General features: G+C 70.4%; 11 protein-coding genes. 7 read left to right on the forward strand and 4 right to left on the reverse strand.

Annotated elements, in window-relative coordinates:
• Positions 1 to 3,629: glutamate synthase large subunit (gltB, locus tag N800_RS10120; protein ID WP_084087473.1), on the reverse strand; the 3,629-nt coding region annotated here is incomplete at its 3' end.
• 229 nt (positions 3,630 to 3,858) lie between these two features.
• On the opposite strand from gltB, the gene N800_RS10125 reads away from it, so the two are divergent.
• Entirely contained in the window at positions 3,859 to 5,151 is a 1,293-nt protein-coding gene (locus N800_RS10125; RefSeq protein ID WP_425476508.1) for a TCR/Tet family MFS transporter, read from the forward strand.
• A gap of 13 nt (positions 5,152 to 5,164) precedes the next feature.
• Here N800_RS10125 and N800_RS10130 read toward each other — a convergent pair whose 3' ends face one another.
• Positions 5,165 to 5,605 (reverse strand): barstar family protein, encoded by a 441-nt coding sequence (locus tag N800_RS10130; RefSeq protein ID WP_036137927.1) that lies wholly within the window; start codon positions 5,603 to 5,605, stop codon positions 5,165 to 5,167.
• Complete coding sequence (locus N800_RS10135; protein ID WP_036137930.1) at positions 5,602 to 6,102, reverse strand: guanyl-specific ribonuclease; 501 nt, start codon at positions 6,100 to 6,102, stop codon at positions 5,602 to 5,604. Before N800_RS10135 ends, N800_RS10130 begins: the two co-directional genes overlap by 4 nt.
• Positions 6,103 to 6,225: 123 nt before the next feature.
• On the opposite strand from N800_RS10135, the gene N800_RS10140 reads away from it, so the two are divergent.
• Positions 6,226 to 7,431 (forward strand): L,D-transpeptidase, encoded by a 1,206-nt coding sequence (locus tag N800_RS10140; protein ID WP_156962953.1) that lies wholly within the window; start codon positions 6,226 to 6,228, stop codon positions 7,429 to 7,431.
• A 166-nt stretch (positions 7,432 to 7,597) separates the two neighbouring features.
• Complete coding sequence (locus N800_RS10145) at positions 7,598 to 8,311, forward strand: murein L,D-transpeptidase catalytic domain family protein (protein WP_425476506.1); 714 nt, start codon at positions 7,598 to 7,600, stop codon at positions 8,309 to 8,311.
• Here the strand turns inward: N800_RS10145 and N800_RS10150 are convergent.
• On the reverse strand, positions 8,289 to 8,612 hold the full coding sequence (locus N800_RS10150; RefSeq protein WP_052108141.1) for an I78 family peptidase inhibitor: 324 nt from the start codon (positions 8,610 to 8,612) through the stop codon (positions 8,289 to 8,291). The two genes, N800_RS10145 and N800_RS10150, sit on opposite strands and share 23 nt — an antisense overlap.
• Positions 8,613 to 8,751: 139 nt before the next feature.
• On the opposite strand from N800_RS10150, the gene N800_RS10155 reads away from it, so the two are divergent.
• The 4 genes from N800_RS10155 (at position 8,752) to N800_RS10170 (ending at position 12,874) form a co-directional block, all read left to right on the forward strand.
• Entirely contained in the window at positions 8,752 to 9,366 is a 615-nt protein-coding gene (locus tag N800_RS10155) for a DUF938 domain-containing protein (protein WP_036137932.1), read from the forward strand.
• Positions 9,367 to 9,456: 90 nt separating this feature from the next.
• Positions 9,457 to 9,972, forward strand: a complete 516-nt coding sequence (locus tag N800_RS15390; protein ID WP_052108142.1) for an EF-hand domain-containing protein — start codon at positions 9,457 to 9,459, stop codon at positions 9,970 to 9,972.
• Between the two features lie 50 nt (positions 9,973 to 10,022).
• The gene (locus tag N800_RS10165; RefSeq protein WP_036137934.1) at positions 10,023 to 11,009 is read left to right on the forward strand and encodes a calcium/sodium antiporter; all 987 of its coding nucleotides are present in this window, start codon (positions 10,023 to 10,025) and stop codon (positions 11,007 to 11,009) included.
• Positions 11,010 to 11,122: 113 nt separating this feature from the next.
• A complete protein-coding gene (locus N800_RS10170) occupies positions 11,123 to 12,874 on the forward strand; it encodes a serine hydrolase (RefSeq protein ID WP_156962954.1) in 1,752 nt (583 codons plus the stop codon).
• The last annotated feature ends 65 nt before the right edge of the window (positions 12,875 to 12,939 follow it).

Below are 12,939 nucleotides of genomic sequence, written 5' to 3' on the forward strand. Positions count from 1 at the left end.
ACCAGGCCGTCGCTGGCCAGCAGCGGCGCCAGGTCGAGGTGGCGCTGGCGCGGGCCGACCGCGTCGTTGGACGCGCCCTGCGACAGGCGCACGCCGCGCTGCTCGAGCAGGTCGGTGCGGCCGACGATCTCGCCCAGCGTGCGCACGCCCAGTTGCGCCAGCAGCCGGCGCACTTCCTCGGCCATCAGGCGGAAGAAGTTCTCCACGCGCTCGGGCAGGCCGGTGAAGTGGTCGCGGCGCAGCGCGTCGTCCTGGGTGGCGATGCCGGTGGCGCAGTTGTTGAGGTGGCAGATGCGCAGGTACTTGCAGCCCAGCGCGATCATCGGCGCGGTGCCGAAACCGAAGCTCTCCGCGCCGAGCAGCGCCGCCTTGACCACGTCCAGGCCGCTCTTGAGCCCGCCGTCGGCCTGCACGATCACGCGGTCGCGCAGGTCGTTGGCCAGCAGCGCCTGGCGTGCTTCCGACAGACCCAGCTCCCATGGCGTGCCGGCGTAGCGGATCGACGACAGCGGGCTGGCGCCGGTGCCGCCGTCGTGGCCGGAGATGGTGACCAGGTCGGCGCCGGCCTTGGCCACGCCCGCGGCGATGGTGCCGACGCCGGCATGCGACACCAGCTTCACCGAGATCAGCGCCTGCGGATTGACCTGCTTGAGGTCGTAGATCAGCTGCGCGAGGTCCTCGATCGAATAGATGTCGTGGTGCGGCGGCGGCGAGATCAGGCCGATGCCCGGCCGCGCGTAGCGCAACTGCGCGATCATCGCGTTGACCTTGTGCCCCGGCAGCTGGCCGCCCTCGCCGGGCTTGGCGCCCTGCGCCATCTTGATCTGCAGCACCTCGGCGTTGACCAGGTACTCGGGTGTCACGCCGAAACGGCCGGAGGCGATCTGCTTGATCTTGGAGACCTTGTCGGTGCCGTAGCGCACCGGGTCCTCGCCGCCTTCGCCGGAGTTGCTGCGCCCGCCGAGGCGGTTCATCGCGATCGCCAGCGCTTCGTGCGCTTCCGGCGACAGCGCGCCCAGGCTCATCGCCGCCGTGTCAAAGCGGCGAACAATTGCTTCCACGGGCTCAACGTCGTCGAGTGCGATGGGCGTGGCGGCGGAGCGCAGTTGAAGCAAATCCCGGATCGCGGCGGTCGGGCGTTCGTTGACCGCGGTGGCGTAGTGGTGCCAGTCGGTCCAGTCGCCGGTGTGCACCGCGCGCTGCAGGCGGGTGACCACGTCGGGGTTGAACAGGTGGTACTCGCCGCCCGGCACGTAGCGCAGCAGCCCGCCGATCTCCGGCGGCGTGGTCGCGTCCCACGCCTGCGAGGCGAGCAGCTCGGCATCGGCCTGCAGCGCGTCGAAGCCAGCGCCGCCGATGCGCGCCGCGGTGCCGGCGAAACACAACTCCACTACTTCCTTGTCGAGGCCGATGATCTCGAACAGCTGCGCACCGCGGTAGCTGCCGATGGTGCTGATGCCCATCTTGGAGATGATCTTGAGCAGGCCCTTCTTGATCGCGCGGCGGTAGCTGCGGCCGATCTCGGTGACTTCGCCGCTGACGGTGTTGAGGATGCCGCGCGTGCCGAGGTCGTGCAGGGTCTGGTAGGCCAGGTACGGGTACACGGCGGTGGCGCCGAAGCCGAGCAGGCAGGCGAAGTGGTGCGGGTCGCGCGCGGTGCCGGTCTCGATGATAAGGTTGCTGTCGCAGCGCAGGCCGGTGCGCACCAGGTGCTGGTGCACCGCGCCGGTGGCGAGCAGCGCGTGCACCATCACGCAGTCGCGCTGCGGACGGCGGTCGGTGAGGATCAGCAGCACGTGGCCTTCGCGCGCGGCGGTCTCGGCCTCGGCGCAGATCCGGCGCAGCGCGGCCTCCAGGCCTTCGCTGGGTGAATAGTTCAGGTCGATGTAGTGGTGCGAGCTGTCGTACGGCGCCATGGTCAACAATTGTTTGACCTTGCGCTGGGCGAGGATCGGCGAGTTGAGCACCACGTGGTTGACGTTGCCCGGGCCGTCGACGAACACGTTGCCCTCGCGCCCGATCTGGGTGGACAGCGACATCACGCAGTCCTCGCGCAACGGATCGATCGGCGGATTGGTCACCTGCGCAAAGGCCTGGCGGAAGCAGTCGTACAGCGGGCGCACGCGCTGGCTGAGCACCGCCATCGGTACGTCGTCGCCCATCGAGCCGGTGGCTTCCTGTTCCAGCTCGGCCATCGGCCGCAGCACCAGTTCGCGTTCCTCGCGGGTCAACTGGAACAGCTTCTGGAAGCCTTCCAGCGTGGCCGCGTCGAACGGGTCGGCGGTGAGGTTGGGGTCGATCAGCTCGGTCTGCAGGTGGGTGGTGCCCTGCTTGAGCCAGCGCTTGTACGGTGCGCGCGCACGGTTGATCGCGTCGATGGCCTCGCTGTCGAGCAGCTCGCCGGAGTACAGGTCGGCGGCGATCATCTCGCCGGGGCCGAGCTTGCCCTTGGCCTCGATCTCCTCGGCCGGCAGCTCCCACACGCCCGCTTCGGAGGCGATGAGGAAGTGGCGGTCGCGGGTGCGCAGCCAGCGCGCCGGTCGCAGGCCGTTGCGGTCCAGCGTGCACGCGGCGTAGCGCGCATCCAGGGTGACGATGCCGGCCGGGCCGTCCCACGGCTCGGTGTTGAGCGCGTAGTACTCGTAGAACGCGGCAAGGTCGGCGTCCCTGTATTCCAGCGACTGCGTGGCCGGCGGGATCAGGATGCGCATCGCCTTGAGCAGGTCCATGCCGCCGGCCTGCAGCAGCGCCAGCATGTCGTCCAGGCTCTGCGAGTCCGAGCCGCTGGTGGTGATCACCGGGTCGAACTCGCGCAGGTCCAGTGCGGGGGTGCGCCACACGTGGGCGCGCGCCTGCGCCCAGGCGCGGTTGCCGGCGATGGTGTTGATCTCGCCGTTGTGCGCCAGCAGGCGGAACGGCTGCGCCAGTGGCCAGCGCGGCGTGGTGTTGGTGGAGAAGCGCTGGTGGAAGACCACGGCGCTGGCGGCGAGGTCGGCGCGCTGCAGGTCAGGGTAGAACTGTGCCAGCCGGTCCGGCAGCACCATGCCCTTGTAGCCAATGCTCGCGGCCGACAGGCTGACCACGTAGAAGTCAGCCAGGTCATGCAACTGTTGTTCGGCGCGGCGGCGGGCGAGGAACAGCGAGCGCTCGAAGCCGACCGCGTCGAAGCCGCCGGTGGGGGTGACGTACACCTGTTCGATGCGCGGCATCGACGCGCGCGCCAGTGCACCGCAGGCCGACGGATCGACGGGCACCTCGCGCCAGCCGGCCACCGCCAGCCGTTCGTCCTGCAGCAACGCGGCCAGTGTGTCGCGCGCGCGGGCCGCCTCGTCCGCGTCGTGCGGCAGGAACACCAGCCCCGAGGCGAAGTGGCCGCGCACCGCGATGCCGCTCTCCTCGGCCAGCCGGCGCAGGAACGCGGTGGGCTGGCGCAGCAGCAGACCGCAGCCGTCGCCGCTGAGGCCGTCGCGGGCCACGCCGCCGCGGTGGGTCATGCGCACCAGTGCCTCGATGCCGCGTTCGACGATGGCGCGGCTGGGCGTGTCGTCCAGGTGGGCGATCAGGCCGAAACCGCACGCGTCGTGCTCATCGCGCGGGTCGTACAGCGGCAGGGTGGCAGCAGCGGACATGGCGGTTCCTTGGCGATGGGGCAGGGCACGGCCGCCCGTCGCGTCCGGGAGCCCCGCGCGACAGACCAACGTGTCCGTGTATGACCCGAATAAAGCACATTTTGTGCAACGCGGCAAATACGTAAATAGTTGAAACTGAAATAGTTTCCTACGTAACAGCCGCCTGCTTTCCGAGTATCCCCGGCGGCGCTGGAACCTGCGCTCGACGTGGCCGCGCTAGACTGCGCGACTGCCCCGAGCCCGGCGAGTTTCCGTGACCGAACCTGTAGCGCCGCGCGTGCGCAAGGCCGCGCTGATCTTCATCTTCATCACCGTGCTGATCGACGTGCTGTCGTTCGGCGTGATCATCCCGGTGCTGCCGCACCTGATCGAACAGTTCGCCGGCGGCGACACCGCCAATGCGGCGTATTGGGTGGGCGTGTTCGGCACGGTGTTCGCCGCGGTGCAGTTCGTGTGCTCGCCGATCCAGGGCGCGCTGTCGGACCGCTTCGGCCGGCGCAAGGTGATCCTGCTGTCGTGCCTGGGCCTGGGCATCGATTTCATCTTCATGGCGCTGGCCAACACGCTGCCGTGGTTGCTGGTGGGCCGCATCATCTCCGGCATCACCTCGGCCAGCTTCAGCACCGCCAACGCCTACATCGCCGACGTCACGCCGCCGGAGCAGCGCGCCAAGAGTTTCGGCCTGATCGGCGCGGCGTTCGGGCTGGGCTTCATCGTCGGTCCGCTGATCGGCGGCTGGCTGGGCGAGATCAACCTGCGCTGGCCGTTCTGGTTCGCCGCGGCGTTGGCGCTGTGCAACTTCCTGTACGGTTGGTTCGTGCTGCCCGAATCGCTGCCGCCGGAAAAGCGCAGCGCCAGGTTCGACTGGTCGCACGCCAACCCGGTCGGCTCGCTGGCGCTGCTCAAGCGCTATCCGCAGGTGTTCGGGCTGGCGGCGGTGGTGTTCATCGCCAACCTGGCGCACTACGTGTACCCGAGCATCTTCGTCCTGTTTGCCGACTACCGCTTTGGCTGGGGCCCGCGCGACGTGGCGTGGGTGCTGGCGGTGGTGGGCGTGTGCAGCGTCATCGTGAATGGCGCGCTGGTCGGACGGGTGGTGAAGGCCATCGGCGAGCGCCGCGCGCTGCTGCTGGGGCTGTCGTGCGGGGTCACCGGTTTCGTCCTGTACGGCCTGGCCAGCGAGGGCTGGATGTTCTGGTTGGGCATACCGGTGAGTGCGTTGTGGGCGCTGGCCGCGCCGTCGACGCAGGCGCTGATCACGCGCCAGGTGGGCGCGCAGGTGCAGGGCCGCATCCAGGGCGCGTTGATGAGCCTGGTGAGCCTGGCGGGGATCATCGGCCCGTCGCTGTTCGCGGGCAGCTTTGGTTACTTCATCGGCAAGAGCGCGCCGGTGCATCTGCCCAGCGCGCCGTGGTTCCTGGCCGCGGGGCTGCTGGCGTGCGCGGTCGCGATTGCGTGGGTGTTCGCCAAGGTGCCGGCGGATGCAGCCGCCAAGGTCGCGCCGGAGACGCCCGCGGCCTGAGCCGCCGCGCGGCTTACTCGTCCTCGTCGTCCGGCAACGCTGCGGCCGGCATCGGCAGGATCGCCCAGAACGGGCGATCGTCCTCGGCCCAGCGGAACGCGGCCTCGTTGAGGATCTCCAGCAGCGTGTCGAAATCGTCGGGCGAGGCTTCGCGCAGGTCCGCCGCGTGTTCGATCAGCAGCAGGTAGCCCACCGCCGGCTGCCACGACAGGTCGCCCAGTACGTCGGCCAGCGCGTCCCAGGTGCCGCCGAACCAGGTTGGCAGGCGCATCGCCGCGGCCAGCCGCTCCATCAGCTCCACCTTGTCCGGGCAGCCGGCCAGGTCGATGCGGTAGACGTGGTAGTCCAGCGCCTCGCCCGCGTCGGCCATGGCCTCGGCGTCGCCCGCGGCGACGAAATACGCGCCGCTCTGTGCCGGGTCGGCCAGCACGTTGCGCAGGTCGGTGTCGTTCATCGCGTCGCTCCGGTCAGTTCGAAGCGGCGGAAGCTACGGTAATGGTCATCGGTGTACCAGTACTCCGACGGCGGGTTGCCGCCGGTGATGATGCGACGCGCGCCGCGGTCGTCGGAGCCGGGCGTGTCGACCGTGAACTCGTGGTAGTAGCCGCGCGGTTGCGCGGGCAGGCGGCGTTCGCGGTTCTGGAACACGCCGCCGTCCTGGCGGTAGCGGTACGGGCCGCCGCGGGCGATCGCGTCCAGCACCGGGTGGGCTTCGGCGGGCAGGAACGCGGGATAGCCGGGTGCGGTGCCCGCGTCGCGCGGGGTGTCCGCGGCGGTGTCCGCGCCAGGGGCGGTGGGCGGCGTGGCGGGTGCCTCACCGGTAGCCGGCACCGCCGGCGCCTCTTGCGTGGCAGGCGTCGCCGGCACGGTATCGGGGTTGTCCACGCGCTTGGACCAGGCCCACAAACCCAACAGCACGACGGCAGCCAACAGCCAGTGGTGGTGACGCATCGCCCTGCTCCCTGCAACGGTGTGGCTGCAGTCTAAACCCACGGCAACGGCGCGGGTGCGGCATTGACTGCAATCAAGCTGCCGTCGCACGCGGCGGTTACCGTTATCGCAGGAAGGAATGCCATGCCCACGATGACCTCATCCCCTGCGCGTTGGCCGCAGGCGCGTCACTCGCATCGCCTGTTGGCGGTGGCCGTGGCGTTTGCGCTGTCGATGACCGCGACGGCCGCCCCGCAGGTCGCGCCCCCCACCGTGCGCCCGGCGGAGAGTACGGTCGTACCCGCGCGTGCCGCTGTGGCGCCCGTGCCCACGCCGCTGACCGCCGCGTCGCCGTTGGCCGCGCCTGCACCGCCGCCGTTGGCGCTGAAACCCGGCGAATACCTGTGGACGCCTGAACTGGCACCGCAGGGTCCGGTGGTGATCGTGATCAGCCTGCCGGAGCAGCAGGCCTACGTGTACCGCAACGGCGTGCGCATCGGCGTGTCCACGGTCAGCAGCGGCAAGAAGGGTTACGAGACGCCCACCGGCGTGTTCACCATCCTGCAGAAGCGCAAGGAGCACTACTCCAACCTGTATGACGATGCGCCGATGCCCTACATGCAGCGGCTGACGTGGGATGGCGTGGCACTGCATGCCGGGCGCGTGCCCGGCTATCCGGCCTCGCACGGGTGCGTGCGCCTGCCGCTGGAATTCTCGAAGAAGCTGTTTGACGTCACCTCGCACGGCATGACCGTGGTGGTGGCCAACGCCGCGTCGCACGATCCGGATGTCGTGTCCCCGGGGCTGTTCGCGCCCGTGGACGCGTCGACCGGCCGGGCGCGCAGCCCGTCGAAAACGCTACCGAAGGGTCAGTTCAGCTGGACGCCCGAACGTGCGACCGAAGGCCCGATCACCCTCGTGTTCAGCACCCACGACGAGGAAGTGGTGGTGATGCGCGAAGGCACCGAGATCGGCCGCGCCGCCGTCACCCTGACCGGCGAGCCGATGAGCGGCACGCACGCCTACGTGCTGCTCGACGGGCAGGGCACCGGTCCCAACACGCTGGTGCCGGGACGGCCGCCGCTGCGCTGGATGCAGGTGGAAGTGCCCGGCGCCACGCCTGACCTGCACCAGGACCTGCAGGCCGCGATCCGCGGTGAACGGCTGCTGGTGCCACCCGTGTTCAGCCAACTGGTGTACGAAACGCTGTCGCCGGGCGCCACGATGGTGGTTACCGACGAGCCGTTGCAACCGCACGAAGCCAATGCCGGCCTGACCGTGATCCGTGCCCAGGACGACGACAGCGACGAGGAAGAAACCCCTGTTCAACCTGACCCCGACGGTCAGTAAGCTGAACACCCTTGACGCGATCTTCATGTAACCTCGCCGCATGACAAAAACCCCACTGGCCCTGCTCACGGCAGTGCTGGCAGCGGGATGTGTCGCGCCTTCGGCAAGGACGTCAAACGCCGCGGCCATTCCGCCCGTCGCACCGCCTCCGTCCTCGACCTCTGTGGTGGCCGCCGATCGTGGCGACCCGAACCCCGCTTCTTCCCCCCCGACCGCGCAGCCCACGCTGCTGCAGCGGCTGGTGAAGGCCGCGCCCAAGGCCGACCCGGAAGTGCTGGCGCTGGCACTGGAAGCGCGCACCTGCGCCGGCCGCACCGGCACCGGAGCCGACGCCACGCGCCTGGCGGTGATCGACTACTCCAAGCCGTCCACCGAGCGCCGCCTGTGGGTGTTCGACCTGCGCAACGCGAACTTGCTGTACGACGAGTACGTCGCGCACGGCCGCGGCAGCGGCGAGAACATGGCCACCCAGTTCTCCAACACCGACGGCAGCCACCAGACCAGCCTGGGCCTGTTCACCACCGCCGAGACCTACATGGGCGGCAACGGCTACTCGCTGCGCATGGACGGCCACGAGCCGGGCTGGAACGACAACGCGCGCAATCGCCTGATCGTCATGCACGGCGCGCCGTACGTGAATCCGCTGCAGGCCCGCGTGCAGGGTCGCCTCGGCCGCAGCTTCGGCTGCCCCGCGGTGCGCCCGGAAGTGGCCAAGCCGATGATCGACACGCTCAAGCAGGGCCAGCTGGTCTTCGCCTACGCGAAGAACGACAAGTGGCTCAAGGGCTCACGCTTCCTGGGGTGTAGCGGGGCCGCCGCCCTCGTGCGCGGCGGACGGCCCGACACCACCTCGATGGTCAGCCGCACCGCAACCCTGTGATCGCCTCGCGTTCGTTGACGTCGATGTTGAGGCGGTCGGCGCGGTATTCCATCGTCACCACCTGACCGGGGCGAAGCACCCGCGACACGGCCGCGCCGCTGTCGCGCGTGGCGCGGTCCACCACGTCCTGGGTGGGCGCACGGCCGATGGCCCAGCTGGCGGCCTGCGCATTGCACATGCCGGTGGGCGCGCCGTCCATCGGCGGCTCGGCGGGCATGGTGCTGCAGGCGACCATCGACGCCAGCAGCACGGCGAGCGGGATCAGGGGCAGGCGGGTGTCAGCGGTGCGGGGTGATGCCATGGCGGAGACTCCGACGGGGCTTGGGGGCGACAATGCGGGTGCAACGGTGAGCGGCATGTAAAGGCCCGGCCGTCGCACCGGCTGCGACCGGCCACGCTGCCACCGCCCCGACCCCATCCCCGAGTGGAACCCATTGCGCATGGACAAACCGAACGCCCCCTCGTGCGAGCGCAACCGCGACCCGATCCTGGCGGTACTGCAACCGCGCCTGGCGGCAGCGCGCCGGGTGCTGGAGATCGGCAGCGGCACCGGCCAGCACGCCGTGCATTTCGCTGCGGCGATGCCATGGCTGCAGTGGCAGTGCAGCGACCGTGCGGAGAACCTGCCGGGCATCGCGATGTGGCTGGATGACGCGGCGCTGGCCAACACGCCGGCCGCGCTGCAACTCGACGTCGCCACCGGGCCGTGGCCCACGCCATCGTTCGACGCGGTGTTCAGCGCCAACACCCTGCACATCATGGGGTGGCCCGAGGTGCAGGCGTTCTTCGCCGGTGTGTCGCGCGTGCTGGCCGACGGCGGCCTGCTGGTGGTGTACGGGCCCTTCAACTACGGTGGCGAATACACCAGCGACAGCAACCGCGCCTTCGATGCGTGGCTGCTGGCGCGCGATCCGCGCTCGGCGATCCGCGATGCGGAAGCGGTGGACGCGCTCGCTGCAAGCGTCGGCCTGGTGCTGGAGGAAGACCTGGCCATGCCCGCCAACAACCGCTGCCGGGTGTGGCGCAAGACAGGGACGACGCCCACCCGCGGCTGAATGGCGCGGTCGCGTCGTCAACCGCGTTGGCGCCGTGGCGTTAACCGGTACATGCCCGGCACGTCGCCGGCGTCTACCGAGGAACATCCCATGAAGCGCACCCACCTGCTTGCCCTTGCCCTGACGGCCGTGACGGTGTCGGGCTTCGCCATCGCCCACGGTGGCGCCGATGGCCACGACGGCGCCCGTCCGCACCGCATGCACGGCGAGCGCCTGATGCAACTGGACACCGACAAGGACGGCCGCATCAGCAAGGCCGAGGCCGCCGCGCGCCCCGGCCTGGCCGAGCGCTTCACCGAGATGGACGCCAACAAGGATGGCTTCATCGACAAGGCCGACCGCCAGGCCCGCCACGCCGCGCGCCGCGAGGCGTTCTTCGCCAAGGCCGACGCCAACCGCGACGGCAAGCTGACCCGCGCCGAACTCGAGGCCGCGCACGAAGCGCGCCGCGCCGAAATGGAGGCGCGCCGCAAGCAGCACGCCGATGCGCGCTTCGCGCAGATGGACACCAACAAGGACGGCACCATCAGCCGCGAGGAAATGGCCAACGCGCCGATGATGGGCGGCAAGCGCGGCCACGGCCACCACGGCCGCATGGACGACTGACCTGCTGAGCAGGGCTGGCGCCGCGGGGCGCCAGCCGGCAAGGTGCAGCCATGGGGCTGCTCCTGCTGACGGTGGGGATGCTGACGCTGGTGCTGGGCGCCGAGGCGCTGGTGCGCGGCGCAACGCGGCTGGCGCGCACGCTGGGCGTGCCGCCGCTGCTGCTGGGCCTGACCGTGGTGTCCATCGGCACCAGCGCCCCGGAACTCGCGGTGGGCCTGGCGGCGGTCGAGCGTGATGCCGGCGCGCTGGCGGTGGGCAACATCGCCGGCACCAACCTGGTCAACATCCTGCTGATCCTGGGCCTGAGCGCCTGGATCCGCGCGCTGCCCTTGCGGCTGCAGAGCCTGCGGCTGGACCTGCCGGCGATGATCCTGGCCACGGTGGCGATGTCGTGGCTGGCGCACGACGGCCGCTTCTCCCGGGCCGACGGCCTGCTGCTGCTGGCCGGCAGTGCGGTGTACACCGTGTTGCTGGTGCGCGTCAGCGGCCGCGAAAGCGCCCTGGTGCGGCGCGAATTCCGCGACATGTACCCACCGGAAACCGCGACCGCGGCGACGCCGGCCATGCGCTCGCGCGGGCCCCGCTGGGCCGCCGACGCGCTGCTGTTGCTGGGCGGCATCGCCCTGGCCGTGCTGGGTGCGGGCTGGCTGGTGAGCGGCGCAGTGGCGCTGGCCCATGCGGCGGGCGTGGACGAGGCCATCATCGGCCTGTCGGTGGTGGCGTTGGGCACGTCCCTGCCGGAACTGGCCACCACCCTGGTGGCGACCCGCCGCGACGAACGCGACGTTGCCGTCGGCAACCTGATCGGCAGCAGCATCTACAACATCCTGCTGATCCTGGGCCTGACCTGCCTGGCCGCGCCCGACGGCCTGCCCGCGCCCGCTGCGGTGAGCCGCTTCGACCTGCCGCTGCTGGTGGCGGTGGCCCTGCTGTGCGTGCCGGTGTTTGCCAGTGGCCGACGGGTCAGCCGTGGCGAAGGCGCACTGCTGGTGGCGATCTACGCCGCGTACGTGGCATGGCTGTACCTGGCCCGCTGAGCCCGTGACTTCGGTCCCGGTGACCAAAGGTGCTCGGCATGTGCGCCCATCCCGGGTAGGGTTGGCTACCCGCCGCGCATGACCGCGGCAGCGCCAACCATCAAGGAGGACTCATGCATCGCCCGATGTACCGCATTGCCGCCCTGGCCGCCGCCCTGGCCGCCGCCCTGGCCCTTGGCCTGGGGGCCGCGGCGCCCGCTGCCGCTGCGACCGCAGCCACGCAGGACGCCGCTCTCCCCACCGCAGCCCCAGCCCAGGCACCCACGCCCGCCGCCGTAGCCCGCTACGCCGCGCAACTGCTGGCCAAGACCTACGACCCCTTCGGCCCCGGCGCCGCGGTGCTGGTGATGCGCGGCGACCAGATGCTGTACCGCGGGTCCATCGGCCGCGCCGACGTCACCGGCGCCAAGCCACTGACCGCCGACGGCATGTTCCGCATCGGCTCGGTGACCAAGCAGTTCGGTGCCGCCGGCGTGCTGCGCCTGGTGGAAGACGGCAAGGTCGCGCTCGACGACCCGCTGTCGAAGTACGTGCCCGGCTATCCCAATGGCGACGCTGTCACCGTGCGCCAGCTGCTGAACCACACCTCCGGCATCCGCAGCTACACCGACATGCCCGGGATGATGGACGGCCCGATCCAGCGCGACCTGACCACCGCGCAACTGATCGACGTGTTCAAGAACGAGAAGCCCGACTTCGCCCCCGGCGAGGGCTGGCGCTACAACAACTCCGGCTACGTGCTGGTGGGCGCGGTGATCGAGGCGGCCAGCGGCATGCCGTGGCACCGCTACCTGCATGAGCAGTTCTTCGCGCCGCTGGGCATGACGCACACCGGCTACGGCCACGACCCGGACGTGGTCGCGCGCCAGGTGCACGGCTATTCGTGGGAAGGCGACAAGGTGGTGGACGCGCGCCCGATCAGCATGACCCAGCCGCACGCGGCCGGCGCGCTGGTGTCGAACGTGGATGACCTGCACACCTGGAACCGCGCGCTGCACGAAGGCCGCGTGCTGAAGGACGCCAGCTACGTCGCCATGATCACGCCGCAGGACAAGGCGGTGGACGAAAACTACGGCTACGGCATCACCGCCGGCCACGTGCGCGGGCGTCCGATGCTGGTGCACGGCGGCGGCATCTTCGGCTTCTCCACCACGCTCAACTATTTGCCCGGCGACGACATTAGCGTGGTGGTGCTGCAGAACGCCGACGGCGCGCGCGGTGGCAACGAAGGCCCCAGCGAACTGGCGCGGCGCATCGCCGCGTTCGCGCTGGGCGACCCGTACCCCACTGCGACGCCGATCGCCATCGACGCCGCCACGCTCAAGCAGTACGAAGGCGTGTACCGGCTGGACGAGAAGACCACCCGCACCCTGCGCGTGGTGGACGGCGGCCTGACCGGCCAGCGCACCGGCGGCCAGCGCGCCAAGCTCATCCCCATCGGCACGGACAGCTTCCTGTACGAGGACGGCTTCAACCGTTTCAACCTGCTGCGCGATGCCGAGGGCAGGGTCAACGCGATGGAGTTCTTCCACGAGGGCGAAGGCCCCGCCGTGGTCACCGCGCTGAGCAACGAACCGCTGCCCGCCGACCGCGCCGCCGTCGAGCTGCCGGCCCCCGCGCTGCAGCGCCTGGTGGGCCGCTACGAGTTCAACGGCATGCCGATGCTGATCACCGTGGCCGACGGCACCCTGCACGCCCAACTGGGCGGCCAGCCGGTGCTGCCGCTGAAGGCCGAGAGCGCCGACCGCTTCTACCCCACGGTGGTGGACGCCACGCTGGAGTTCACCCCCGCCAGCGGTACGCCCGACACCGTGACCCTGCACCAGAACGGCCAGCAACTGGCCTTCAAACGCACCGCCAACTGACCTACCCACTCCGCGCCCCCTTGCCGGGGGCGCGGACCGCCGCCTCACCCTGTCGGGGCGCGGGG

The sequence above is a fragment of the Lysobacter daejeonensis GH1-9 genome (genome assembly GCF_000768355.1).
In the GTDB taxonomy this organism is placed as follows: Bacteria; Pseudomonadota; Gammaproteobacteria; order Xanthomonadales; family Xanthomonadaceae; genus Aerolutibacter; species Aerolutibacter daejeonensis.

Excerpts from the sequence above, each read along its gene's own strand:
- N800_RS10130 (WP_036137927.1), bottom strand. The coding sequence starts at position 5,605 with ATGAACGACACCGACCTGCGCAACGTGCTGGCCGACCCGGCACAGAGC.
- N800_RS10135 (WP_036137930.1), bottom strand. The coding sequence starts at position 6,102 with ATGCGTCACCACCACTGGCTGTTGGCTGCCGTCGTGCTGTTGGGTTTG.
- N800_RS10140 (WP_156962953.1), top strand. The coding sequence starts at position 6,226 with ATGCCCACGATGACCTCATCCCCTGCGCGTTGGCCGCAGGCGCGTCAC.
- N800_RS10150 (WP_052108141.1), bottom strand. The coding sequence starts at position 8,612 with ATGGCATCACCCCGCACCGCTGACACCCGCCTGCCCCTGATCCCGCTC.
- N800_RS10155 (WP_036137932.1), top strand. The coding sequence starts at position 8,752 with ATGGACAAACCGAACGCCCCCTCGTGCGAGCGCAACCGCGACCCGATC.
- N800_RS15390 (WP_052108142.1), top strand. The coding sequence starts at position 9,457 with ATGAAGCGCACCCACCTGCTTGCCCTTGCCCTGACGGCCGTGACGGTG.
- N800_RS10165 (WP_036137934.1), top strand. The coding sequence starts at position 10,023 with ATGGGGCTGCTCCTGCTGACGGTGGGGATGCTGACGCTGGTGCTGGGC.
- N800_RS10170 (WP_156962954.1), top strand. The coding sequence starts at position 11,123 with ATGCATCGCCCGATGTACCGCATTGCCGCCCTGGCCGCCGCCCTGGCC.